12 protein-coding genes are annotated in these 22,162 nt (G+C 73.9%); 5 read left to right on the top strand and 7 right to left on the bottom strand.

Translation table 11 applies throughout. From position 1 onward, the window contains the following. Positions 1–4: 4 nt before the first annotated feature. Genes FR742_RS08110 through FR742_RS08095 form a run of 4 tightly spaced genes read right to left on the bottom strand, consistent with a single transcriptional unit; the run spans position 5 to position 14,121 of the window. On the bottom strand, positions 5–6,430 hold the full coding sequence (locus FR742_RS08110; RefSeq protein ID WP_148030371.1) for a non-ribosomal peptide synthetase: 6,426 nt from the start codon (positions 6,428–6,430) through the stop codon (positions 5–7). Then, positions 6,420–10,469 carry a non-ribosomal peptide synthetase gene (locus FR742_RS08105; protein WP_148030370.1) on the bottom strand — a complete coding sequence of 1,350 codons (4,050 nt, stop codon included), beginning with the start codon at positions 10,467–10,469 and terminating at the stop codon, positions 6,420–6,422. Before FR742_RS08105 ends, FR742_RS08110 begins: the two co-directional genes overlap by 11 nt. Beyond that, the gene (locus FR742_RS08100) at positions 10,466–12,235 is read right to left on the bottom strand and encodes a carbamoyltransferase C-terminal domain-containing protein (protein ID WP_148030369.1); all 1,770 of its coding nucleotides are present in this window, start codon (positions 12,233–12,235) and stop codon (positions 10,466–10,468) included. The genes FR742_RS08105 and FR742_RS08100 overlap by 4 nt, the downstream gene beginning before the upstream one ends. After that, positions 12,232–14,121 carry an amino acid adenylation domain-containing protein gene (locus FR742_RS08095; RefSeq protein WP_148030368.1) on the bottom strand — a complete coding sequence of 630 codons (1,890 nt, stop codon included), beginning with the start codon at positions 14,119–14,121 and terminating at the stop codon, positions 12,232–12,234. The genes FR742_RS08100 and FR742_RS08095 overlap by 4 nt, the downstream gene beginning before the upstream one ends. A gap of 177 nt (positions 14,122–14,298) precedes the next feature. Between FR742_RS08095 and FR742_RS08090 the strand changes: the two genes are divergently transcribed. Next, positions 14,299–15,540, top strand: coding sequence for an MFS transporter (locus tag FR742_RS08090; protein ID WP_148030367.1), 1,242 nt, complete (start codon positions 14,299–14,301; stop codon positions 15,538–15,540). 15 nt (positions 15,541–15,555) lie between these two features. Here the strand turns inward: FR742_RS08090 and hemQ are convergent, their stop codons facing one another. Then, on the bottom strand, positions 15,556–16,257 hold the full coding sequence (gene hemQ / locus FR742_RS08085; RefSeq protein WP_148030366.1) for a hydrogen peroxide-dependent heme synthase: 702 nt from the start codon (positions 16,255–16,257) through the stop codon (positions 15,556–15,558). Continuing rightward, positions 16,254–17,666, bottom strand: a complete 1,413-nt coding sequence (gene hemG, locus FR742_RS08080; protein ID WP_261808409.1) for a protoporphyrinogen oxidase — start codon at positions 17,664–17,666, stop codon at positions 16,254–16,256. The genes hemQ and hemG overlap by 4 nt, the downstream gene beginning before the upstream one ends. Before the next feature lie 121 nt (positions 17,667–17,787). On the opposite strand from hemG, the gene FR742_RS08075 reads away from it, so the two are divergent. Continuing rightward, complete coding sequence (locus tag FR742_RS08075; RefSeq protein ID WP_187281039.1) at positions 17,788–18,696, top strand: DUF4349 domain-containing protein; 909 nt, start codon at positions 17,788–17,790, stop codon at positions 18,694–18,696. A gap of 5 nt (positions 18,697–18,701) precedes the next feature. Here the strand turns inward: FR742_RS08075 and hemE are convergent, their stop codons facing one another. Then, positions 18,702–19,700, bottom strand: coding sequence for a uroporphyrinogen decarboxylase (gene hemE, locus FR742_RS08070; RefSeq protein ID WP_222709112.1), 999 nt, complete (start codon positions 19,698–19,700; stop codon positions 18,702–18,704). A gap of 323 nt (positions 19,701–20,023) precedes the next feature. On the opposite strand from hemE, the gene FR742_RS08065 reads away from it, so the two are divergent. Genes FR742_RS08065 through FR742_RS08055 form a run of 3 tightly spaced genes read left to right on the top strand, consistent with a single transcriptional unit; the run spans position 20,024 to position 22,156 of the window. Next, complete coding sequence (locus FR742_RS08065) at positions 20,024–20,227, top strand: hypothetical protein (RefSeq protein ID WP_148030362.1); 204 nt, start codon at positions 20,024–20,026, stop codon at positions 20,225–20,227. 60 nt (positions 20,228–20,287) lie between these two features. Continuing rightward, positions 20,288–20,884, top strand: coding sequence for a DUF3000 domain-containing protein (locus FR742_RS08060; protein ID WP_148030361.1), 597 nt, complete (start codon positions 20,288–20,290; stop codon positions 20,882–20,884). A 45-nt stretch (positions 20,885–20,929) separates the two neighbouring features. After that, positions 20,930–22,156, top strand: a complete 1,227-nt coding sequence (locus FR742_RS08055) for a ribonuclease D (protein WP_148030360.1) — start codon at positions 20,930–20,932, stop codon at positions 22,154–22,156. The last annotated feature ends 6 nt before the right edge of the window (positions 22,157–22,162 follow it).

Raw genomic sequence — 22,162 nt, 5'->3', positions numbered from 1 at the left:
CCTCTCATGACTCGGACGGCAGGAGCCGCGCGAGCTCGTCGTCCGGCAGGGCCAGGACGAGCCGGTCGAGCTCCGCGGCGAGACGTACGGCCAGCGCCGAGATGCGGGGTTCGGCCAGGATCTGCTTGATGCCGAGATCCACGCCGAACGCGGTGCGGATGCGGAAGGCGATCTGGACGGCGTCGAGCGAGTTGCCGCCGAGCTCGAAGAAGTCGTCCTCCACGCCGGGCCGCTCGATCTGCAGCACGTCGCGCCAGATGTCCGCGATCGCCTCCTCGACGGGGTCGCGGGGCGCCACGTACGGGGTGCGGGCGGCGGGCCGGTCGGCGTCGGGGACCGGGAGCGCGGCGCGGTCGATCTTGCCGTTGGGGTTCAGCGGGAGCCGGTCCATGATCATGACGGTGGTGGGGACCATGTGCTCCGGCAGCCGTTCGGCGAGGTGGCCGAGCAGTTCCTCGGCGCTGACGGCCGCGTTCGGCTGGACGTAGGCGAGAAGCCTGCCCGCGGGCGCGGTCACCACGCACGTGGCCACCGCCGGGTGCGCGGCCAGTGACGCCTCCACCTCGCCCAGCTCCACCCGGAAGCCCCTGACCTTGACCTGGTGGTCGCGGCGGCCGAGGAACTCCAGCGTGCCGTCGGGCCGCCAGCGGGCCAGGTCGCCGGTGCGGTAGAGCCGGGCCCCCGGCGTGCCGGAGAACGGGTCGGCGACGAAGCGGTCGGCGGTCAGGCCGGGCCGCCGCCAGTAGCCGACGGCCACGCCGGGGCCGCCCAGCCACAGCTCGCCCGGCACGCCGACAGGGGCCGGGGAGAGGGTCGTGCTCACGACCCAGGCCTGGGTGTTGGCGATCGGCGGGCCGATCTGGCCGTTGGTGGCGGGGATGTCCGCCAGCGGCAGGCAGGTGGAGATGCTGGTCACCTCGGTCGGGCCGTAGATGTTGTGCAGGCCGGGGTGATCCGCCTGGCGCAGGCTGGCCAGGTTGACGCGCTCGCCGCCGATGTAGACCTGGCCGACGGTGGAGAACACGGTGGGCTCGGCGCCGACCGCCGAGTTGAACAGCGCGGTGACCAGGGCGAGCGTGGTGACGCCTTCCGTCTTGACCAGCTCGGCCAGGCGGGGCGGCGACAGCACCGTCTCGTTGGGGACGATCACCAGGCGGCCGCCGTTGAGCAGCGCGCCCCACAGCTCGAACAGCAGCGGGTCGAAGGAGGCGTTCGACAGCTGGGCCACCACGCTGTCGGGGCCGAGCCGCACGTAGTCGGTGCCGCACACCAGGCGCACGATGCCGCGGTGCGCCACCGCGACGCCCTTGGGCCTGCCGGTGGAGCCGGAGGTGTAGACGACGGTCGCCACCCGGTCGCCGCCGCCGTGGCCCGTCCCCTCCACCGTGCCGGTCTGCTCGGCGATGTCCTCCAGGGGCATGCCCTGTCCTTCGGAGAGCGGCAGGCCGGCCAGCAGGCGGCGGTGCCCGAGCACCACGCCCGCGCCGGTGTCGGCCAGCATGAACGACAGCCGCTCCGCGGGGTACGACGGGTCGAGCGGGACGTACGACCCGCCCGCCCGCAGGATGCCGACGATCGCCGTGACCAGGTCGGCCGAGCGCTCGGCGCACAGCCCCACGAGGTCGCCGGGCCGCACGCCCGCCTCGCGGAGCCGCCCGGCGACCGCTCCCGCGCGCTCCCACAGCCGCGCGTAGCTCAGTCGTACGTCTCCGTCCACCACGGCCACGCTTCCCGGCCTGAGCCGTACGTGCTCGGCCACCAGCTCTTCCAGCGACCGCTCCAGCGGCGCCGGGCGTCGCGTGGCGTTCCAGCGTTCCACCTGCGCCAGCTCGGCCGGGGCGGCCAGCGACGCGGCGGCGACCGGCGACCGGGGGGCGGCGACGACCTGGTGCAGGGCGGTCAGGTAGGAGTCGCGGATGCGGCGGACCTGCTCGGGCGCGAACTCGCCGGAGTGGAAGTCGAGGCTCATCAGCAGCCCCGTGCCCGAGCGCGGGTTGCGCAGGAAGCCGCAGACGAACGGGTAGTTGGTCGGCTCGACCCGCACCGTGGTGAAGGCGTCCAGCTTGGGGTCGACGAAGGCGACCTCGCCGCCGTCGAGCACGTCCTTCAGCACGTGGAAGTGGTTGTAGACGAAGTGCGTCTCGTACAGCGGGCCGCCGCCCACCAGCTGCTGGATCTGCGACATGGGGAAGCGGCGGTGCGGCAGCAGGGCGTTCTCCTCCTCGAAGACGGCCCTGATGAGCTCCGCCCAGGTGCCGCCGACCCGCGCCCTGATCGGCAGCGAGTTGAGGAACAGGCCGCGCGACTCGGTGCCGTCGGCCTCCTCCAGCCGCCCGTTGAACGCCATGCCGGTGACGACGTCCTCGGTACCCGCCAGGTAGGCGAGCACGCGCAGGTGCACGGCCAGCAGCACGCTCTTCAACGGCACCCCGAGCTGCTCGGCGACCCGCTCCAGCCCCTGGCACAGATCGGCCGGGATCTTGGTCTCGCGCCAGGCGTAGAACTCGCTGCTGCCCTCGGGAAGGGTCCAGTCCTCCACCGTGTACGCCGGGTCGATCTCGTCGGCGGGGCACTCCACCGGCCAGCGGGGCAGCGTCAGCCGCTCCAGGCCGGCCAGCCGCTCACTCCACCAGGCGCGCTCCTCGCCCGACTCCACCGCCTGCCGTTCCGCCTCGACGTAGTCGCGGTAGGTGGAGGCCGGAGGCGGCTCGGCCGCGGCGGCGGGGTCCTTCAGCAGAGCGAGGTATCGCTCCAGGATCTCGGCGATCGTCGAGTGCAGGCTCCAGCCGTCGAGGATGGCGTGGTGCTCGACCAGCGTCCACTGGAAGGTGTCGTCGCCGCGCCGGTGGACGAAGAAGCGCCACAGCGGAGGCCTGGCCAGGTCGAAGGGGCGCTCGCGCTCCCGGTCGACCAGCTCGCCGATGATCCGCCCCTGCTCCTCGGCGTCCATCCCGCGCAGGTCCGCCACCTCGATCGGCAGCTCGGCGGCGCGGTGGACGAGCTGCAGCATGTCGCTGTAGCCGCTGAGGTGGAACGAGGTCCGCAGGATGTCGTGGCGCCGCACCACCTGCGCGGTCGCCTCGCGGAACGCCTGCTCGTCCCACGGCGCCCGCAGGTGGAAGCTGTCGACGTTCTGGTAGAGCATGCGGTCGTCGGACTCCATGTGGAAGACCATCCCGACCTGAAGCGCGGCCATCGGGTAGGCGTCGACCACGTCCTCGGGCAGCCTGGCCCGGTCCTGCTCCGACACCAGCGCGAACAGCTCCCGCTCCCGCTCCACCGGCGCGGCGGGCGTGATGCCGGTGGCCAGCTGCGCCACGGTCGGCAGCTGGAAGAGCCGCTGCAGCTCGAAGTCGAGCCCGCGCTCGCGGGCCAGCGCCAGCACCTGGACGCTGCGGATGGAGTCGCCGCCCAGGTGGAAGAAGTTGTCGGTGACGCCCACCTGCTCCAGTTCGAGCACCTCGGCCCAGACGGCGGCCAGCACCCGCTCGGTCTCCGTGCGCGGCGCGACGTGGGCCCGGCCCAGCGCGGGCCGCTCCTCGGCGGGGTCGGGCAGCGCGGCCCGGTCGATCTTGCCGTTGCGGCTCTGCGGCAGTTCGTCGAGGATGATCACGACCGAGGGGATGAGGTGCGCGGGCAACCTGGGCTCCAGGAACTCGTGCACCTCCTCGACGCTCAGCTCGCCGCGCGACTCGACGTAGGCGACCAGGCGTCGCTCCGGCGAGCCGTGCGCGACGACGACGCACCGGCCTGCCCGGGGGTGCTCGCAGACGGCGGCCTCGACCTCGCCCGGCTCGATGCGGAAGCCGCGGATCTTGAGCTGGTGGTCGGCGCGGCCGTGGAACTCCAGTGTGCCGTCGGGCCGCCAGCTCGCCAGGTCGCCGCTGCGGTACATGCGCGCCCCCGGCCGGCCCGAGAACGGGTCCGGCAGGAAGCGCTGGGCGGTCAGGTCGGGTCGCTTCCAGTAGCCGCGCGCCACACCGTCGCCGCTGACGTGGATCTCGCCGATCACCCCGGCCGCGACCGGCAGCCCGTCGCGGTCCAGGACGTGGATGCCCAGGTCGGGCAGGGGCACGCCGATCGGGCTCGTCCGCCCGGCCAGCAGTTCACCGGTGAGCGGGGCGTAGGTGCTGTGCACGGTGGTCTCGGTGATGCCGTACATGTTGACCAGCCGCGGGGAGTCCTCGGGGTGGCGCTGCCACCAGCGCCGCACCGAGTCCCGGTCGAGCGCGTCACCCGCGAAGACGACCAGCCGCAGCGCCAGCTCGGCGGCCCGGCGCTCGTCCACGCCGACGAACTGGCGGAAGACGGCCGGGGTGGCGTTCAGCACGGTCACCCGCTCGCGGGCCACGAGGTCGTAGTACGCCTCGGGCTCGCGGCTCTCCCAGTGGCTCACGACGACCAGCCGGCCGCCGGTGGCCAGGCAGTTCCACACCTCCCAGACGGAGACGTCGAAGGAGCTGGAGTGCAGGAGCGTCCAGACGTCATCGGGGCCGAAGCCGTAGGCGGGCCGGGTGCTCTCCAGCAGCCTGACCACGTTGTGGTGGGTGACCATGACGGCCTTGGGCGTGCCGGTGGAGCCGGAGGTGTAGATCAGGTAGGCCAGGTCGCCGGGGTCCGGCCCGCGGCCGTCGTAGTCGGCCTCGGCGGCCGGCGCGTCGGCCAGGACCGTGCGGTGGTCCCCGTCCGGCAGCTCGACGCCGCGCTGCGTGACCACGATCTCCAGCTCGGCGTCGGCCAGCATGAACGCCAGCCGCGCCGCCGGGTAGGCGGGGTCGAGCGGCACGTAGGCCGCGCCGGTGCGCAGGATGGCGAGCATCCCGACGACGAGCTCCGCGCTGCGCCGGCAGGCCAGGCCGACCAGGTCGCCCGGCCCCGAGCCCAGCCGCGCGGCCAGGGCGCCCGACCGCTCCCACAGCTCGGCGTAGGTGAGCCGCAGCGGTCCGTCGGTGATGGCCACGGCATCCGGCCGCGCCCTGACCTGCTCGGCGACCAGACCGGGCAGGGTCGTGCCCGGTTCGATCCGGCGGGCCGGGCCCGACCAGCCTTCGATGAGCCGCTGCTCGGCTTCCGGCAGCGCGCTGATGCGCGAGACGGGCAGGTGGGGCGCGGCCAGCAGACCGGCGAGCAGGGTCTGCCACTGGTCGGCCAGCCGCCGCGCGGTCCCGGCGTCGAAGAGCGCGGTCGCGTACTCCAGCTCGACGCGCAGCTCGCCGTCGCAGTCGACCACGGTGACGGTCAGGTCGAACTTGGCGGTGCCGGTGTCGGCGGGCAGCTGGACCGCCTCGGCGGCGCCCAGCCGCCAGCGGGAGCGCTCCTGCCTGTGCAGGCCGAACTGCACCTGGATCAGTGGCGGGTGTGACAGCTCGCGCTCCGGCTGCAGCGCGTCGACCAGCGCCGCGAACGGCACCTGCTGGTGCGCCTGCGACTGCGCCGACGACTCGCGGACCCGCTCCAGCAGTTCGGCGAAGGTGGGGTCGCCGCTCAGGTCGGCCCGGACGACGAGCGTGTTGACGAAGAAGCCGACGAGCTCCTCCAGCTCGGGAGCCGGCCTCCCGGCGACCGGCGTGCCGATCACCAGGTCGGTGCGCCCGCTCCAGCGGCCGAGCACCAGCGCGAAGGCCGAGAAGAGCACCTCGAACACGGTCGCGCCGGACGCCCTGGCCAGGTCGCGGACCCGTTCGGGGGCGAGAAGACGGAAGTGCTCGGTGGCGCCGCCGTACTCCTGGACCGGCGGGCGGCGGCGGTCGGCGGGCAGTTCGAGCAGCGGCGGCAGGCCCTCCAGGTGCTCACGCCACCAGGCCAGCCCCTCCTCCAGCGGCCTGGCCCGCTCCCACGCCGCGTAGTCGGCGTACTCGACGGGAGGCTCGGCGGGCTCGCCGCCCGCCAGCTCGTCCAGCAGCAGCCCGAGCGACCAGCCGTCGACGGCGATGTGGTGGAAAGAGATCCACAGCAGGTGGTGCTCGGCGGTGCGGCTGATCAGGCCGGCGCGCAGCAGCGGCGCCGCCGCCAGGTCGAAGGGCTCCCTGACCCGCTCGCCGGCGAGCCTCGTGGCGTCCGCCCAGGCGGACGCCTCCTCGTGGCGCCACGGCACGTCGGCCCGCTCGTGGACCCGCGTGCGCGGACGGCCGTCGGCGCCCACGGTGAAGGCGGTGCGCAGCACCGCGTGCCGGTCGGCCAGCCCCTGTACGGCACGGCGCAGCTCTTCCGGGTCGGCGGGACCGCGCAGTTCCAGCAGCACGGGCACGTTGTAGAGGGGGGTGCCGGGCCGCCACTGGTCGAGGAACCAGAGCCGCTCCTGGCCGGACGACAGCGGGTCGTCGCCCGGCCGCCTGCGGGGCACCGCCGGCGAGGCGGCGACCGTGTCGCCGAGGCCTGCCTCGGCGAGCAGCTTGTCGATCAGCAGCTCTTGTGCGCGGTCAGTGTGCATCTGCGATCTCTTCCTCCGCGCCCACGCGGGCGTGCCGTACCTGCAGGACGATGGCGGCTATCCGGTCCAGCCGGTCGGGATCCGCCTCGCGTAACGCGGCGGCCAGACGCCGGACGGTCTTGTGCCGGAACAGGTCGCGGACCGACATCGAGGTGCGCAGGGCGCGCTCGGCCCGAGTGGTGACCTTGACGGCGTGCAGCGAGTGGCCGCCGAGCTCGAAGAAGTCGTCGGTGGCGCCCAGCCGCTCCAGGCCGAGCACCTCGGCCCAGATCTCGGCGAGCAGTTCCTCCACCGGACCCGCGGGGGCGACCGCCTCGGTCTCGGCGCGCCCCTCCTCGGGCACCGGCAGCGAGGACGTCTCGACCTTGCCGTTGGGGCCGAAGGGGATCCGGTCCACCAGGATCACGTGGGCGGGCACCAGATGATCGGGCAGCTCACGTGCCAGGGCCTCGCGCACCGCCCCGGACGTCAGCCCGGCTCCGCCTGCGGGCTGGAGGTAGGCGATCAGCTCCACCGGGGCGTCCTGCGGGTTGCGCGCGACGACGGCGCAGGCCCGCACGCCGGGCAGCGCCGACAGGGCCAGCTCGACCTCGCCGGGCTCGACGCGGAATCCGCGGATCTTCAACTGCCTGTCGATGCGGCCGAGGTATTCGAGGGTCCCGGCGGGCGTCCAGCGCGCCAGGTCACCGGTGCGGTAGAGCCGTCGCCCCGGCTCGACGGAGAAGGGGTCGGCAACGAAGGCACCGGCGGTGGCGCCGGGCCGCCGCCAATAGCCCCAGGCCACGCCGGGGCCCCCGAGCCACAGCTCGCCCGGCACCCCCTCGGGGGCGAGGTCACCGGTGTCCAGGTCGACCACGTAAGCGGTGGTGCCGGAGATCGGCCGGCCGATGGGGCCCCGGGTGGTGGGCGGCTCGGCGAGCGGTTGGCAGACGGAGAAGGTGGTGACCTCGGTCGGGCCGTAGGCGTCGTACAGGGTGCGCGGACCGCGCCCGCCGCGCAGCACCTCGCCCACCCTGGCCACGTCGAGCGCTTCACCGCCGACGCAGAGGTGGTCGACGGTGGCGAAGGCGCCCGGCTCCTCGGTGGTGACGGCGTTGAACAGGGAGGTGGTCAGGAAGAGCGTGGTGACGTGCTCGGCCCGGAGCAGCTCGGTCAGCGCCGACGGCGCCAGGACCGTCGCGGGCGGGACGACGACCACCCTGCCGCCGTTGGCCAGCGCGCCCCAGACCTCGAAGGTGATGGCGTCGAAGGAGGCGTTGGACACCTGGGCGAGCACGGTCGTGGTGTCCAGCGGGACGTAGTCGGCGCCGTGCACCAGGCGGACGACGCCGCGGTGCGGGACGACGACGCCCTTGGGGCGGCCCGTGGAACCGGAGGTGTAGATGACGTAGGCGGCGTCCTCGGGACGGATCGGCACCTCGGGTCCGGTCGCCGGGCTCAGGTCGCCGTCGATCGCGATCGTCTCGGTTCCCGTACGCGGCAGCGCGGCCAGCAGGTCGCGGTGGCCGACGAGCGTGCCCACGCCGGTGTCCTCCATCATGAAGGACAGCCGGGCCGCCGGGTAGGAAGAGTCGAACGGCACGTAGGCCGCACCGGTGCGCAGGATCGCGAGCATGGCGACGACCAGGTCGGCGCCGCGGTGGCAGGCCAGGCCGACCAGCTCGCCGCGACGCGGCCCGAGCCGTGCGGCCAGCGCTCCGGACCTGGCCCAGAGCTCGGCGTAGGTGAGCTGGACACGTCCCGCCGACACGGCCACCGCGTCACCGCGATCGGCCACCTGCCGGGCGACCAGCTCCGGGATCGTGGCACCGGCGTCCGTGACGCGGTCCCAGCTCGCCTGCTCGTCAGCGGCGCGGGCCCAGCTCGTGAGCCGGCGTCGCTGGCCGGGAGGCAGCACACCGATCCGCGACACCGGCTCCCCCGGCCCCGCCAGCAGCCCGCGCACCAGCTCCAGCCACTGGTCGGCCAGCCGGTCGGCGGTGGCCGCGTCCAGCAGGTCGGCGGCGTACTCCACCTCCAGCAGCATCTCCCCCGGCGCCTCGTGCAGGGTGAACATGAGGTCGAACTTGGCCGTCCCGGTGTCGGCCTGCCGCAGCCGTGCCGCCAGCCCGTCGGCCAGTTCCCAGTCGTGGTGCGAGGGCCGGTAGTGCGCGAAGGCCACCTGCACCACCGGCGCGTGGCTCAGCGCCCGCTCCGGCTGCAGCGCCTCCACCAGAAGGGAGAACGGCAGCTCCTGGTGGCCGAGCGCGGCGGTCGCGCTGTGCCGTACCCTCTCGACGAGCTGCGCGAAGCTCGGGTCGCCGCTCACGTCGGCGCGGACGACCAGGGTGTTGACGAAGAAGCCGACGAGCGGCTCCAGCTCGGGCAGCGGCCTGGCCGCCACCGGGGTGGCGATGGGCAGGTCGCTCCGGCCCGTCCAGCGGCGCAACAGCAGCGCGAAGGCCGACAGCGCCACGTCGAACACGGTCGCCGAGCGCGACCGCGCGAAGTCCGCCAGGGCCGCGGCCAGATCCGGCGGCAGCACCCGGCGTCCGGTGCCGCCGAGGAAGCTCTGCACCGCCGGGCGCGGCCGGTCACCCGGGAGCTCCAGCACCGGCGGCAGCCCCGCCAGATAGGAACGCCACCACCGCAGGTCGTCGGCGACGGGACGGCCGCGCTGCCAGGCCGCGTAGTCGGCGTAGCCGAACTCGTCCGGCGGCGGCAGCGGCAGCCCGCGGTAGGCCGTGCCCAGGTCGTCGAGCAGGTGACCCAGCGACCAGCCGTCGACGGCCAGATGGTGGATGCACAGGTACAGCAGGTGCCGGTCCGCCGCGAAGCTGACCAGCCCTCCCCTGACCAGCGGCGGAACGCTCAGGTCGAACGGCTCGGCGACGTGTTCGCGCACCAGCCGCCAGGCGTGCGCCCGGTCGTCGGCCTCCTCCCGCCGCCACGGCACCTCGGCGTCGCGGGTCAGCGGCCGCGGCCGGCCGTCCACGCTCTCGAACGCGGTGCGCAGCGCCGGATGGCGGTCCGCCACGCGCTGCAGCGCCTCCCCCAGCCGGCCGGGGTCCACCGGTCCGGTCAGCTCCAGCACCAGCGGCACGTTGTAGAGGGCGGTGCCGGGACGCCACTGCTCCAGGAACCACAGGCGCTCCTGCTCCAGCGACGCCACGGCGGGCCCGGACGCGCCGGTCAGCGGGCGGGCCGGGCCGGCCGCGGCGCGTTCGACGACCTTGGCGCAGGCGGCCAGCGTCGGGGCGGTGAACAGCTCGTCGAAGTGCACCTCGACCTCGAAGGCCGCGCGGATCCTGCTCAGCGCCATGGCGGCCAGGATGGAATGGCCGCCGACGGCGAAGAAGTCGTCGTCGGCGCCGACCCTGGGGACCTCCAGCACCTCGGCCCAGATGGCCGCCAGCTTCCGCTCGGTGGGGGTGCGCGGTGCGACGTAGGGGATCTCGTCCCAGTCCCGGGGCGCCGCCACCGGTTCGGCGGCGACCACCACATCCGCCAGCGGCGTGTCCGGCTCCTCGGCGAGGAGCAGCAGGAGCGTCTCCAGGCGGTCCAGGTGCCAGCGCATCGCCGGCTCGGTGTAGCGGTCGGCGTCGTAGTCGCACTCCAGCAGCCAGCCGTCCGCGGCGTCGTTCAGCAGGAACACGCAGTCGCAGTCACGCAGCTCCAGTGCCACCCGCTGGGCCTCGGCCCACCCGATCCCGGCCGCCACGAGCATCCGGGGCTCGTCGTCCCGGTCCCCGCCCAGCCGGGCGCCGTCGCGCGAGGCGGAGCTCAACAGGTCGTCCAGCCGGATGCCGGGACCCACGGCGGATCTCAGTGCCACCAGCCCGGCGTCCGCCGCGCCCGCCGTGCCCGCCGCGCCCACCGCGCCCACCATGACCTCGTCCGAGTCCGGCGCGGCGATCAACGCCATCGCCGCCGCCGCGAGCCAGGCCAGGGGCGTCCCCGGTGCCGCCGGGACGGAGAGGCCGGCCGACAGGTGCCCGCGGACGTAGCCGGGCCGTACGGTCGGCGCGACGTCGGCCGGGAGCGTGGTCGCGCGGTTCACGACGTGCCCCCCGGCAGCACCACGTGGTCGCCGATGACCAACCGGTCCAGGCCGGCGCGCAGGAAGGTGTCGACCGCCTCGCGCGGCGTGCGCACGATCGGCTGGCCGCGCATGTTGAACGAGGTGTTCAGCAGCACGGGCATCCCGGTGCGCGCGCCGAAGGCCTCCAGGAGGCCGTGCAGGAGGGGGTTGGCGTCGGGCCCGACCGCCTGGACCCGGGCGGTGCCGTCGACGTGGGTGACGGCGCCCAGCCGGTCGCGGTGCTCGGGGCGGGTGCGCGTGGTGAACAGCATGTGCGCGTACTGCCGTTCCCGCCCGCGCCCGATCTCGAAGAACGTCGACGCGTCCGCCTCGGTCACCACCGGGGCGAAGGGCCTGAAGTCCTCCCGCTTCTTGATCAGGTTGTTGATGTGGTCGCGCATGCGCGCCTCGCGCGGGTCGGCCAGGATGCTGCGGCAGCCGAGCGCGCGCGGGCCGAACTCCATGCCGCCCTGGAACCAGGCCACCACCTCGCCCCGCTCCAGCGCCTCGGCGGTCTCCGCCAGCAGCTCCGCCTCGTCCGTCACCCGCCGGGCCCGCACGTCCTCCCTGGCCGCCAGGTGCTCGGCGATCTCGCCGGACTCGTACGCGGTGCCCCAGTACGGCATCCGCATCGGCTGGATCGGCGTCTCCGGCTTGCGCGTCGCGTGCAGGTAGAGCGCCGAGCCCACCGCCGTCCCGTCGTCGCCCGCGCCCGGCGGCACGAAGACCCGGTCGAACAGGCGGCTGCGCAGGATGAGCCCGTTGGCCGTGCAGTTGAGCGCGACACCGCCCGCGTAGCACAGGTCCCGCAGCCCGGTCTGGCGGCGGAAGTGCCGCAGCACGTGCAGCAGGCAGTTCTCCAGCGCCGCCTGCGCCGCCGCCGCGACGTCCATGTGCCGCCGCTCGATCGGCCCGCCCGGCTCCCTGGCCGGTCCGAACGTCTCTTCCAGTACGGCCAGCACGCCCCGGTGCGTCTCGCGCTGCAGCAGGTCGCCGTCGCGGGCCAGCAGCGGGAGGGCGAACTCGGGGCCGGGGCGCAGGCGCACCAGCTGCCGCATTTCGCGCTCGTAGCGGGTGCGGTCGCCGTACGACGCCAGGCCCATCATCTTGTACTCGTCGAGAGCCATCTCGAAGCCCAGGTACAGCGTGAACACGCCGTAGAGGGTGCCGAGCGAGTGCATGGCCGGGACCGTGTGCAGGACCTCCAGCTTGCCGCCGGTCCCGGCGAGCACGGTCAGGCTGTCGGTCTCGCCCCGGCCGTCGGCCACGAGCACCAGGCAGTCGTCGAACCCGCTCACGTAGTAGGCGCTGGCCGCGTGGGCCAGGTGGTGCGGGACCGGCGTGAAGCGGGAGCGCACCGCCGCGCCGGGGAAGTGCTCTGCGAACCAGCCCACCTGGCGTTCCGGGTCGTACACCTCCGTGAAGCGCCTGGCCAGGTAGCCGTCGCCGGACTCCAGCTCGGACCGCTCGTGGGCGAAGCCGTGGCCGATCAGGTCCAGGTCGTCCAGGCCGAGCCCGGCCCTGTCGAGGCAGAACCTGATGGCGTTGACCGGGAAGCTCCCGGTGGACTTGTCGCCGGTGAACCGCTCCTCGGCCGCGGCGGCCACGATCCGGCCGTTCACGACCAGCGCGGCGGCCGAGTCGCGGCCCTGGCTGATGCGGTACTCCCGCTCCGACAGCCCCGGCAGTTCGCGCCGCTTGAACTCCTCGGAGTCGTGCAGGCCACTGATACCCAGGATTCTCATCGCGCCTCCACGAGGGTCTCCGCGTGCGTCTGGAGCGCGGACCTGTCGATCTTCTGGCTGCCGGTCAGGGGAAGGGCGGGCAGGATCGCGACGTGCTGCGGCATCAGCGCGCGCGGGAGCCACTGCTCCAGGTGCTCCCGCAGCTCGGCCCCGCGCAGGCCGTCCGCCTGCGCGTACAGGACCAGCCGCTTGTCGTTGGCGCCGTGCTCCACCACCACCGCCGCCGCCCTGACGACCTGCCGGTGCCGCTCGGCGACGGCCTCGATCTCCTCCAGCTCGACGCGCTGGCCGCGCAGCTTCACCTGGTGGTCGACGCGGCCGTGGTAGGCCAGCGTGCCGTCCTGGCGCCACGCGCACAGGTCGCCGGTCCGGTACACCCGGCCCAGGCCGGGATGCTCCTGGAAGACGGCGGCCGTCCGCGCGGGGTCGCCGACGTAGCCGAGCGCGAGCTGCGGGCCGCTCAGCACCAGCTCGCCGATCTGCCCGACGGGGGCCGCGCGGTCCCACTGGTCGAGCACGGCGGCGCGGATGCCGGGCAGCGGCCTGCCGATCGGCACCGGGTCCGCCGGCGGATCGGGCACGTGATGGAGGACCGTGTAGATGGTGGTCTCGGTCGGCCCGTAGCCGTTCCACACGCGGGCTCCGGTGCGCTGCAGCCCGGCGGCCAGGGCGGCGCTGAGCGCCTCGCCGCCCGCGATGACGTCCGCGCCGGCCAGGCTGCCCGGCTCCAGGTACGGCACGGTCATCCGCCAGGTGGTGGGCGTGGCCTGGACCAGGTCCAGGCGTCTGCCGGAGAGCCAGGCCGCCAGTCGTTCCGGGTCCCGCTGCAGGTCCTCGCCGACCAGCAGGAGGCGGCCGCCGGTCGCGAGCGGCAGGAAGATCTCCATGGTCGACATGTCGAACGTCAGCGTGGCCATGCAGGTGACGCGCGGACGGTCGGCGCCGATCAGGTGAGCGATGGCGCCCACGCAGTGCCGCAGCGCGGCGTGCGGGATGGCGACCGCCTTCGGCGTGCCGGTGGAGCCCGACGTGGACAGCGCGTAGGCCACGCCGTCGAGCTCCACCGGAAAGTCCGGCGGTGCGACCGCGGCTTCGGCGCCGGTGTCCAGGCTGAGCTGGACGCAGCCGGGGACGTCGACGCCGGACGGCAGCACCGCGAAGCGCGCTCCGGCCGCCTCAAGCTGGCGGCCCAGCCGGAGCGGCGGGTGCGCCGGGTCGAGCGGCAGGAAGCCGGCGCCCAGCGACCAGGTGGCCAGCAGCGCCGCGATGGTCTCGATCCGGCGCGGCAGGCCGATGCCGACGAGGTCGCCACGGGCGACCCCGGCCCGCGCGAAGCCCGCGGCGACGGCCGCCGTCAGCTCGCCGAGCCGCCGGTACGTGACGACCTCGCCACCCTGCTCGACGGCCACCTCGCCGGGCCGGGAGACCATGTGCTCCCGGATCATCGACGCCACGGTGCGGTCGGTGTCCCAGGCGCGCTCGGTGTGGGCGCCCGCGACGACGCGCTCGTCCTCCTCGCCCCACAGCCACGCCCGCCCCGCCGGCTGCTCGGCGTCCGCGGCGAGGACGGCGGCCAGGTGCCCGCGCAGCAGCGGCTCCGCCTCGACGGAGCGGGCGCCGAGGTCGGCCACGAGCGTCCGCCCGCCCGCGCTCACCGGCACCACAGGACCGGCCACCCCGGGCACGGCCGCGGCGTGCCCGGCCACCGCGCTCAGGGGCGCCCGCCACGGCAGCCGGACCTCGTGCCCGCAGATCTCACCGCTCAGCTCATCGGCGCCGGCCCGGCGGGCGAGCACCACCAGCCCGGCCGCCGCGACCACCGCACCGGAAGGGACGTCGAGTTTATCCGCGAGCCGTTCCGCGGCCTCGAATATCTGATTTTCCATGTGGACCACGCCAATTCGCAAGAGTGGGAATTCCACGAAACTCCGCGTGCTGAGCAGGAAGCTATCCCGGGGTCGCGCCCCGCCACGAGCAGGGGGACGGCAAGGTGGCAAGTTCGCGCCAGGTTGGGCCGGGCCGCCTCCGGCCGGTGTTACAGTGACGCCCGATAAGCAGCCGCGATGGGAAGAGAGCCGAAAATGGCGCAACTACTCAAGCGCCCGCAGATGCGCTTCTACATTCTCGGTGACGTGCTTTCCAATCTCGGCGACTACGCGCTATTCCTGGCAATGGCCATTTGGGTGAAAACGCTCACGGGAAGCACGCCAGCCGCCGGGCTCGTCATGTTCGCCTTCGCCGGCGGCAGCCTGGTGTTACCCCTGTCGGGCCTGCTGGTGGACCGCTTCCGCCGCCGCCCGCTCCTGGCCGCCTCGTACCTGTCCTCGGCGGCCGTCGTCCTCCTGCTCCTGCTGGTCGACGACCGGGACGACGTCTGGCTCGTCTACGTGATCATGTTCCTGTACGGCGCGCTGGGCAGCGTCACCGGACCCGCGCAGAACGCCCTCCTGCCCGCCGTCGTCCCGGAAGACCAGCTCGGCGACGCCAACGGCACGGTGCAGGCGATGCGCGGCCTCCTGCGGGTGTTCGCCCCGATCATCGGCGCCGGGGTGTTCGTCTGGCAGGGCGCCCAGGTCGTCGTGGTGATCGACGCGGTGGTCTTCGTCGTGGCGGCCGTGGCCGTACTCCTCATCCGGGTCTCCGAGCCGCGCCCCACCAGGACCGGCCAGTCGCTGATAGCCGAGACCACGGGCGGGCTGCGCTTCCTGCGCGACGCCGCCAACCTGCGCAGGCTCGTCATCGCCTGCGCGCTCACGATGCTCGTCATCGGCTTCTTCGAGTCCATCGCCATCGCCGTCGTCACCGAGGGGCTGGCGCGCCAGGCCACCTTCCTCGCCGTGCTCGCCGGGGCGCAGGCGGTCGGCACCATCGCCGGCGGCGCGCTCGCGGGCGGGGTGATCCGCCGCGCCGGCGAGCGGGGGCTGGTGGTCGTCGCGCTCGTCATGGTCGGCGCGAGCAGCCTGCTGCTGACCGTGCCGATCGCCCCGGTGGTCATCGCGGGCATGCTGGTGCTGGGCGTGGCGGCGCCGTGGATCGTCATCGGCGCCACCACCTCGCTCCAGCGGCGCACCCCGGAGGACCTGCGCGGACGCGTCTTCGCCGCGTTCGAGTTCGGGGTGACCGTGCCGCAGGTCGCCTCCATCGCCGTGGGCGCCAGCTTGATCGCGGCTCTCGACTACCGGGTGATGCTGGGCGTGGTCTGCGCGGTGGTGCTGCTGGCGGCGCTCGTCCTCGGCACCGGCCGCCCGGACGAACCGCCGGCCGCGGAGTCGCCGGACGCCGAGCAGGACGCGGTCACCCGCTGAGACAGCCGGGAAGGCTCAGGGCAGATCGGCCACCAGCTCGCGGACCGGCTTGCGGGTGCCGGTGTAGAAGGGGATCTCCAGCCGGGTGTGCCGCCGGGCCTCGGCGCCGCGCAGGGTGCGCATCAGGTCGACGATGCGGTGCAGCTCGTCGGCCTCGAACGCCAGCATCCACTCGTAGTCGCTGAGCGCGAAGGAGGAGACGGTGTTGGCCCGCACGTCGGGGTAGTCGCGCGCCATCCGGCCGTGCTCGGCGAGCATCGCCCGGCGCTCGGAGTCCTCCAGGAGGTACCACTCCAGCGAGCGGACGAACGGGTAGACGCACACGTAGGCCCGCGGCTCCTCCTCGGCCAGGAACGCCGGGATGTGCGACTTGTTGAACTCGGCAGGCCGGTGGAGCGCCATCGCCGACCAGACCGGGCGGCTGTGGCGGCCCAGCTCGGTGCGGCGGAAGCGGGAGTAGACCTCCTGCAGGGCCTCCGCCGTCGGGGCGTGCCACCAGAACATGAAGTCGGCGTCGGCGCGGAACCCGCCCACGTCGTAGAGGCCCCGGGTGACGACGTCCTTGCCCGCGGCCTGCTCCAGGAGCTCCTCGACCTCCTCGCCGACCGCGTCGCGGGCGCCGGTGACAGGCGCGCTCGCCTGGAACACCGACCACATGGTGTAGCGGATCACCTGATTGAGATCGCGGGCCTTCGGCCGCGCTGCGTCCTGCGTCATGATGTCGATTCTCCTCGTCGGGACAGGTGGTCCAGGATCCGGGAGGCGGCCGTGCGCGCGGTCGCCAGGCAGGCGGGGATCCCCAGCCCGTCGTAGGCGGCCCCGCACACCGCCAGCGCCGGCTGCCCGGCGACGGCGGCGTGCACGCGCGCCACCCGGTCGATGTGACCCACGTTGTACTGCGGCAGGGCTCCGCCCCACCGGGTGACGCGGGTGTCGAGCGGGAGCCCGCGCGCTCCCATGACCTCGCTCATCTCGGCCATGGCCACCGAGACCAGCTCCGCGTCGTCGCGTTGCAGCAGGTGTTCCTCGCCGATCCGGCCGATCGAGCAGCGCACCAGCACGAGGTCGCGCGAGAGGTGGGGCCACTTGACCGAGCTGAACGTGACCGCCTTGACGGCCCGCCCCTCGACCGGCGGCACCAGGTAGCCGCTGCGCGCGGGACGCTCGGGGAAGGCGCCGGCAGGGTAGGCGAGGGTGACGACGGCCATGCTGGCGTACTCGACGCGCGCCAGCTCGGCGGCCGCCCCCGGCACCTCGGCCTTCAGCATGCGGGCCGCGGCGGGGGCGGGCACGGCGACGATCACCGCGTCGGCCTCGATGGTCTCGGGCCTCGGCACCGGCCCGGCGACGAGCCGCCAGCCGTGCGGGGTGCGGTGCAGTTCGCGTACGGTGACGCCGGTCCTGACGTCGGCCCCGGACGCCTTGGCGACGGCCTCCGGCAGGCTGCCCATGCCGTTGCGGAGCGTGGTGAAGACCGGGCCGGCGTCCTTCGGGGTCTCTGCCACGATGTGGCGGGCGGCGGCGAGCAGGGAGCGCTCGGCCCGGGCCGCGGCGGCGACGCGCGGCATCGTCGCCTCCAGCGAGAGCATGTCGGAGCGGCCCGCGTAGACGCCGCCCAGCAGCGGCTCGACCAGCCGGTCGAGCACCTCGCCGCCCATCCGCGCCCGGATGTAGGCGGCGACGGACACGTCGGTGCGGACCAGGGTCGCGGGCATGATCTGGTCGAGCGGCACCCGCAGCAGGCCGCCCGCCGACAGGATGCCGGACCTGGCCAGCTCGGCCAGGTCGGACGGCACGCCCATGACCTGGCCCTTCGGCAGCGACCGGAGCGTGCCCCTGGTGTAGATGGCCGACGAGGCGGCGCCGGGGGTCATCAGGTCGTCGCCGAGCCCGACCGCCCCGGCGAGGTCCTTGCCCTCCGGCCGCCTGGCGAGCATGGCCTCGGCGCCGGCGTCCAGGCTCACCCCGGCCACCTCCGTGGCGTACAGCTTGCCGCCGATGCGGGGGGCGCCCTCGACCACCGTCACCTTGACCCGCTCGCCCGCGCTCTGCCTGAGGTGCCAGGCGGCGGCCAGGCCGGAGATCCCGCCGCCGATGACGGCCACGTGTGCCCGATTACCTTCCACGCTTTCCGACGCTACCGCCCCGGAGGGCCGGTCAGCTGCTCGGGGGCGTGACCGTAACGTGATCCTTGCCATCAAACCGGCCCAGGCCGGGAGCCGTCTCAGGGGCATGAGGAGAGCACAGATGATCGCCGCGCTGGTGACGGGGTGCGCGGCCCTGCTGGTGACCGGCTGCGCCGGCGGCGGCGGGTCGGCGGCCGACTCCGCGGCCGCCCCGGCCTACGCGACCGGCGAGGCCTCCGTCATGGCCTCGGAGGCTCCGGCCAGGGCCGAAGCCCAGAAGCAGGACTCAGGCGGGCGCAACCCCGCCTCCGGGGTGGAGGTCACCCGGCAGGACCGGCAGGTCATCTACACCGGCCGGATGACGGTGCGGGTCAAGGACGTGACGGCGGCCGCCCAGCAGGCCAAGGACGCCGTCACCGGGGCGGGCGGCCATCTGGCCAAGGAGGAGAGCCGGTCGTCCGAGCGGGCGAGCGCGTCGGCGGAGCTGGAGTTCAAGATCCCGCCCGCGCGTTACCCGGACGTGCTGACCCGGCTCGGGCGGGACCTGGGCGAGCGGCTGTCGCTGAACCAGGAGACGGAGGACGTCACGGTCCAGGTGGCCGACGTGGAGAGCAGGGTGAAGTCGGCCGAGCGGGCGCTGGAGTCGCTGCGCACGCTGCTCACCAAGGCGGACACGATCGGCCAGGTGCTGGACGTGGAGCGCGAGATCGCCACCCGCGCGGCCGACCTGGAGTCGCTGCAGGCCCAGCGCAAGAGCCTGGCCGAGCAGACCGCCATGGCCACGCTCACGCTGCGGCTGGTGGGCCCGGCCGCGGCGGTGGCGCTGCCGGCCGACGAGCCCGCGGGGTTCCTCGGCGGCCTGCGCGTGGGCTGGGAATCTCTCGTGGACTTCCTGATGGTGCTGGTCACGGCGCTCGGGGCGGCCCTGCCGTGGCTGGCGGTGATCACCCCGCCGGTCGTGCTCGCGCTGGTGATGGTACGGCGGCGGCGACGTCGCAGGACACCCGCGCCGGACCCGTCGGCGGCCTGACCCGCTCAGAACTCGTGGACCAGGTCCGTGAGCCGCTTGAGCTGATCGGGGTCGACGGACGGCAGCACCCCGTGGCCGAGGTTGAACACGTGGCCCTCGGCCGCCGCGCCGCGCCGCAGCACCTCGCGGGCCTTGCGCTCGACGACCTCCCACGGGGCCAGCAGGACGGCCGGGTCGAGGTTGCCCTGCAGCGCCTTGCCCGGCCCGACCCGGCGGGCCGCCTCGTCGAGCGGCACCCTCCAGTCGACGCCGACCACGTCGGCCCCCGCCTCGCCGAGCAGCCCCAGCAGCTCGCCGGTGCCGACGCCGAAGTGGATGCGCGGCACGCCCAGGCCGGCCAGGCCCTCGAAGATGCGGCGGGTGTGAGGCAGCACGAACTCGCGGTAGTCGTCGGCCGCCACCGCGCCCACCCAGGAGTCGAACAGCTGGACGGCGGAGGCGCCGGCCCGGATCTGGATGCGCAGGTGTTCGAGGACGATGCCGGCCAGCCGGTCCATGAGGTCGTGCCACAGCTCGGGCTCGCCGTACATCATGGCCTTGGTGCGGTCGTGGTTCTTGGACGGCCCGCCCTCGATCAGGTAGGAGCCGAGCGTGAACGGGGCGCCGGCGAAGCCGATCAGCGGCGTGCCGCCCAGCTCGCCGGTGAGCGCCTCGATCGCCTCGGTGACGTACGGCACGTCGCCGGGCTCCAGCGGGCGCAGCGCGCCGAGCCCGGCCCGGTCGCGGATCGGGTCGGCGACGACCGGGCCGACGCCCGGCTTGATGTCGAGGTCGATGCCGATGGCCTTGAGCGGCACCACGATGTCGCTGAAGAAGATGGCCGCGTCGACGCCGTAGCGGCGGACCGGCTGCATGGTGATCTCGACGATCAGGTCGGGCGTGGCGCAGGCGGCGAGCATGGGCACGCCCTCGCGCACCTTGAGGTATTCGGGCAGCGAACGCCCGGCCTGGCGCATGTACCAGACAGGGGTGTGCGGGACCTCCTGGCGGCGGCAGGCGCGCAGGAAGGCGGAGTCGTCGAGGTTCACCCTTCAAGGGTGCCATGACGGGGTGGCGGTCCCGCCATCGGCGCGTTGTGCGGAAAATCCCGCCGGTTCACCCCCGATTCATGATCAGATGTGGGGGTGGACGTTTCAACGCCGGCCCGCGGGGTCGAGGTCGCCCCTCGGGACGGCAGGATGCCGGTCTCGGGTGGGCCAATTATCGGCAAAGGCGCCGCGCGGCATCGATTCGGCATCCACTTTCGGGACACGCCGAGCGCGTTGCGCGGAAATGTCAGTCGCTCGTGCCACCGTCGGAGCCACGACCCGAAGAAAGGCCCCGGTTCATGACAGCGTTGTGGAGTTCCGCGGAGTGCCGCAGCGAGCACTGCGCGTCCTGTGCCGGCGAGCGGCCGTTCGAGCAGCCGGGCTGCGCCGACGGGCACGAGCCGGGCGAGTGCCCGGAGTGGGCCTGCGTCTCGTGCGGCCACGCGATCCTCCTCGGTTCGGCTCAGACCGCCCGCCCGGTCCGCCTGCTGGCGACGGTGTGACCACGCACGATGAGCACCCCCGTGGTCCCCTTCCGTCCCGCTCCGGCCTACTCTTCGACTATGACCCTCGGTGACGGGCCGTCGGCTCCCGCGGCGTTCCTCCGCGCGGTCGAGAGCCTGCGTCCGGCCGAGGTCAGGCCGGAGATCGAGCTGGAGGAGCTGCCCGCGCCGCAGCGCCTGGCCCCCCACTCGGCGGCCATCGGCGCCTCGGTCTACCGCGACGACGACGAGCTGGCGGTCGGCCGGCTGATCCTGCTCTACGACCCCGACGGCCAGCGCGGCTGGGACGGGCCGTTCCGGCTGGTGGCCTACGTGCGGGCCGACATGGAGCCGGAGATCACCTCCGATCCGATGCTCGGGCCGGTCGCGTGGAGCTGGCTGACCGAAGCGCTCGACGCTCACCACGCCGACTACTCCGCCGCCGGCGGTACCGTGACAAGAGCGGTGTCCGAGGGTTTCGGCAACAAGGCCGACGATCCGGTCACCACCGAGCTCGAGCTGCGGGCGTCCTGGTCCCCCGCGCAGGAGGATCTGTCCGGACATGTCGCCGCCTGGTGCGACCTCATGTGCGTGGCTGCCGGGATCCCGCCGCTTCCCCCTGACGTGGCCGCCATGCCCCGCAGACCCGAAGATCCGGAGAGTGACCGAACGACGTGAGGGCACCAGACAACACAGCACCGGTGTCACGAGGGCGGTGACCTCATGACCGAAGAGAGAACCGTCGTCCCGCTCCTGGAGCCGCGCGACGGCATCCCGCCGATCGTGGCCGACGACGCCGCCTACTCCCGCACCGTCGAGGCGTTCGCCTCCGGCTCCGGGCCGGTGGCCGTCGACGCCGAGCGCGCCTCCGGCTACCGCTACGGCAACCGCGCCTACCTCGTGCAGCTGCGCCGCGAGGGCGCCGGCACCGCGCTGATCGACCCGGTCTCCTGCCCCGACCTGTCGGGGCTCGACGCGGCCGTCGCCGAGACGGAGATCGTGCTGCACGCCGCGTCCCAGGACCTGCCGTGCCTGCTGGAGCTGGGGTTCCGGCCGCGCTACATCTTCGACACCGAGCTGGCCGGCCGGCTGCTCGGCTACGAGCGGGTGGGGCTCGGCACGATGGTGGAGACCGTGCTGGGCCTGCGGCTGGAGAAGGGGCATTCGGCCGCCGACTGGTCGACCAGGCCGCTGCCCGAGGCGTGGCTGCGCTACGCCGCGCTCGACGTGGAGGTGCTGGTGGAGCTCCGTGACGCGCTCCACCGCGAACTGGCGGAGGCCGGCAAGCTGGAGTGGGCGCGCGAGGAGTTCGAGGCGGTGCTCAACACGCCGCCGCCGATGCCGCGGGCCGACCCGTGGCGGCGCACGTCGGGCATCCACAAGGTGCGCAACGTGCGCGCCCTGGCCATCGTGCGCGAGCTGTGGACCATGCGCGACCGGATCGCCAGCGAGAACGACCTGGCCCCCGGCCGGGTGCTGCCCGACGCCGCGATCGTGACGGCCGCGCTGGAGGTCCCCCGCACCAAGAAGGCGCTCACCGAGATCACCGCCTTCACCGGGCGCAGCGCCCGCCGCCACATGAACGACTGGCTGGCCGCCGTGGCCAGGGCGCGCAACCTGCCCGACAGCCAGCTCCCGCAGCCGAGCACGCCCGGCGACGGGCCGCCGCCGGCCAACCGCTGGCCCGACCGCGACCCGGCCGCCGCCAAGCGGCTCGCGGCGGCGCGCGCCGTGGTGGCCGCGCTGGCCGAGGAGCACCGCATGCCCACGGAGAACCTGCTGCAGCCCGACGCGGTGCGCAGGCTCACGTGGGAGCCGCCCGAGGACATCACCGACGAGAGCGTCGCCGCCCGCCTGCGCAAGCTCGGCGCCCGCGAGTGGCAGCTCTCGCTCACCGCCCACCCGATCGCGAAGGCGCTGGCCAGGCTGGAGTCCGCGAGCGAGGGCTGAGCGGCT

The sequence above is a fragment of the Nonomuraea sp. C10 genome, assembly GCF_008017515.1.
Taxonomy (GTDB): domain Bacteria; phylum Actinomycetota; class Actinomycetes; order Streptosporangiales; family Streptosporangiaceae; genus Nonomuraea; species Nonomuraea ferruginea.
The sequence above is the reverse complement of the archived record's forward strand: the minus strand, read 5'-3'. Positions and strand labels throughout refer to the sequence as shown.

Coding starts and splice junctions, on each gene's coding strand:
- FR742_RS08095 (WP_148030368.1), bottom strand. CDS start 14,121: ATGGAAAATCAGATATTCGAGGCCGCGGAACGGCTCGCGGATAAACTC.
- FR742_RS08110 (WP_148030371.1), bottom strand. CDS start 6,430: ATGCACACTGACCGCGCACAAGAGCTGCTGATCGACAAGCTGCTCGCC.
- FR742_RS08065 (WP_148030362.1), top strand. CDS start 20,024: ATGACAGCGTTGTGGAGTTCCGCGGAGTGCCGCAGCGAGCACTGCGCG.
- FR742_RS08100 (WP_148030369.1), bottom strand. CDS start 12,235: ATGAGAATCCTGGGTATCAGTGGCCTGCACGACTCCGAGGAGTTCAAG.
- FR742_RS08060 (WP_148030361.1), top strand. CDS start 20,288: ATGACCCTCGGTGACGGGCCGTCGGCTCCCGCGGCGTTCCTCCGCGCG.
- FR742_RS08055 (WP_148030360.1), top strand. CDS start 20,930: ATGACCGAAGAGAGAACCGTCGTCCCGCTCCTGGAGCCGCGCGACGGC.
- FR742_RS08090 (WP_148030367.1), top strand. CDS start 14,299: ATGGGAAGAGAGCCGAAAATGGCGCAACTACTCAAGCGCCCGCAGATG.
- FR742_RS08075 (WP_187281039.1), top strand. CDS start 17,788: ATGATCGCCGCGCTGGTGACGGGGTGCGCGGCCCTGCTGGTGACCGGC.
- hemQ (WP_148030366.1), bottom strand. CDS start 16,257: ATGACGCAGGACGCAGCGCGGCCGAAGGCCCGCGATCTCAATCAGGTG.